Source organism: uncultured Clostridium sp. (assembly GCF_934754915.1).
In the GTDB taxonomy this organism is placed as follows: Bacteria; Bacillota; Clostridia; order Clostridiales; family Clostridiaceae; genus Clostridium.
The window spans coordinates 1-2,764 of record NZ_CAKVKB010000266.1; the positions used below are offsets into that span (position 1 = coordinate 1).

General features: G+C 31.3%; 2 protein-coding genes. One reads left to right on the top strand and one right to left on the bottom strand.

Translation table 11 applies throughout. The features are described from left to right. Positions 1-1,638, top strand: a 1,638-nt coding sequence (locus Q0F58_RS18600) for a hypothetical protein (protein ID WP_294379421.1), incomplete at its 5' end; no start/stop codon positions are given. Between the two features lie 38 nt (positions 1,639-1,676). Here the strand turns inward: Q0F58_RS18600 and Q0F58_RS18605 are convergent. Continuing rightward, positions 1,677-2,693, bottom strand: coding sequence for a hypothetical protein (locus Q0F58_RS18605; RefSeq protein ID WP_294379423.1), 1,017 nt, complete (start codon positions 2,691-2,693; stop codon positions 1,677-1,679). Positions 2,694-2,764 lie beyond the last annotated feature (71 nt).

Sequence of the window (2,764 nt, forward strand, 5' to 3'; positions counted from 1 at the left end):
ATATATGTTGTTGAACAACGTTTTGTAACTGGGCGTGGTGCAGATTATTTCCGCAGCTTTAAAGGTAAGGTTAACTATATTGATACAGATGAAGTAATGAAGAGCAGACTGGCTGATATTCTAGGCAAAATTACAAAACATATTCCTGATATCGCTGAGTTGGTTGATAAATGTTTTAGATCATCAAATTCCATGTCTCTTTTAGATATAATATCTGTACTTAGTAAATTGTTTAGTGTCACAGAACATCAGGCGGCAGGACCAAATGTTATCGATCCAATTATAATACAAGAAGGCAAAGTTTTACCAAAGTATATTAATCAGCTTATTGCCTTACATAAAACAAGTATTTTAAGACCTGTTATCATTATATTGCTAAAGGATAATAATTTTGATAGAGCGATTAAACTTTTATCAGGATGCCCGCACAATACTCAGGTCAAGATGATACGAAATAGTGGCGAAACACAAAATTACAAAGTTATAAACTGTGGCGTAGAAAATATAGATGATTTTTTAGATGCATTTTCTTATCAATGTTTTAGTACATGTTCCAACACCAAAAGGAGTATATTATATAATGAAGACTGGGCGAATAATTCTTATGTAAGATTATATGCACCTACAATAATGCAGATAAGAAGTGATATGATTTTTCGCGATAAGACTCTTATAAGACAAAATTTGGATGACCTTATTACAAATATTTCTTCAAAATCTGCAGAGACTGAATATGATAATAAATTGATGAAAGCTTTGGAGTGTATTCTTAGAATTTTCCGGTTGTTTTGTAATGATGGTGGAACACAAGATATTAATAAAGCATGGGAAATTGCTAAGTCACTGGACAATGAGATTTTATTAGCGCACGTTTATAGAAATGCATATTTTCTAGACAAACTAACTTTTTCCCAGAAAATTGATATGATGAAACAGGCAAGTACCATTTTTTCAAACAATGGCATGGAAGATCATTCTATTTATGCAAAAAATAACTATCTTGTGCGGCAATTTGATACAAATAATGTGTCTGTCTATGATTTTATGGCTTTGCAGGAACAGGCCGTTTATAACGTTCCAGGATTGGTAGGAATGTCACATATTTTAAATAATGCAGGTGCTGCATTTCTGACAAATGGTTATCCTGATGAGGCAATAAAATACTTTGATAAAGGATTAGACTATGCGTTTAGACCAGAAAGAAGTATTCAAAAAATAGCAATTATGAGTAATAGAGCTGTTGCAAAGACATACTGTTATTCACATGTTGATGAGAGTGAGCTAAAAAGGATTATGAATTTAATCTTTGATAATAAAGAAGTATTAAATTTACCATTTTTATCAGCTCGTTATGCTTTAAATATAATATCTATTGGTTATTCAGAAAGTGTAGAATTGGGAAGAGAATTACTAAAGTTATATCCTGTGGACAAATTGATCCAAAATTCACTTGCTGATAACATACTTGGATCAGGCCAGCTTTTATTGCAATTAAATGTTATGTCAAAGAAATACAATGAACCACAATTAGAAAATATATGTTCCCCACCTGAAAAGATTTTGGAAGCCAGGGGAATTCGGAAAGAGTTTATAATTAAGACAGGTTTTAACCCTTGTTCTTTCAGCACATGGTTTTGATAAAAGTAAAGAGCAGCCAATCATAGACTGCTCTTTACTTAGTTTAAAAAAGACATCATGGAGCTTGCTAACAAAAAACTATAAACATTTACATCACCAAAAGAATCTCTTTGAGTTGTGATACAAGAATACAATGAGTCATTTTCACTTACAGACTGGAATGAATAGACAAAATTATTATTGTCTCTAATGGTAGGCATAACATTAATTTCTATAAAGTATGTATTTTCATCCAAAACCATATTGTAAGAAGAATTAAAAAAAATATCTTCGGAGCATTTTACCCTTGCATCAATACGACAAAAAGTCTGAATTGACAATGTGTTAATTAAATTTAAATATTTTTCTTTAAGCTTATCCTCTAAATTGACTAATCGAAAAGAATACCCGAGTCTTTTCTTCTTTACTTCTTCTCCATTATACCAATCCAAATCCTTATTGTCTGGAAGATACATAACCGTTGGAAGTAAATCCATTTTACCTGTTATACTATTATACACAGCAGGAGTTGTAATTTCATAACCAGATATAAACTCCTGATAGATTCCATTATATGTAATATTATCAAATCCTCTTTTTACACCAAGACTATTTCCCAAATTAATTGGACGAAAAATGCCGCTGCTTTCATTTTCCGGTACATTTTTAGGAACATGGAGTCCGATAGATTCAGCAATTAAATTAGATAACAGTTTGTTTTCACCTGTTACAATTGACACTGCGTTACAAGGTATGCATGGAATACCTAACGCACTGCATGTTGAAGGGACTAAAGCCATAACTGATAAATCGAATGTACCCGTATTTAAATTTAAAACAAAATCGACATTAGGTAACGTACCGTTAATTGCTTTGTCAATAAATGTTCTCACATCTAAGATTAATGGTAAACAATGTAAATCTTCAACCGCAATCATCCATTTTGATAATATTTTACTTTTCCAAATAAAAAAATGTTCAAGTCCATTGGATGTATCCCCTTGAAATGTATAAACGAGAGCGATAGTTTTCCCTTTAATTTGATAAAAAGATTTTTTTAATGCATCTAAAGTCATTCGTTCCCCTCCCTGGTTAATAATAAGAACATTAGAAGTCATATTAATAAAGGATAATAAGATATTATCCT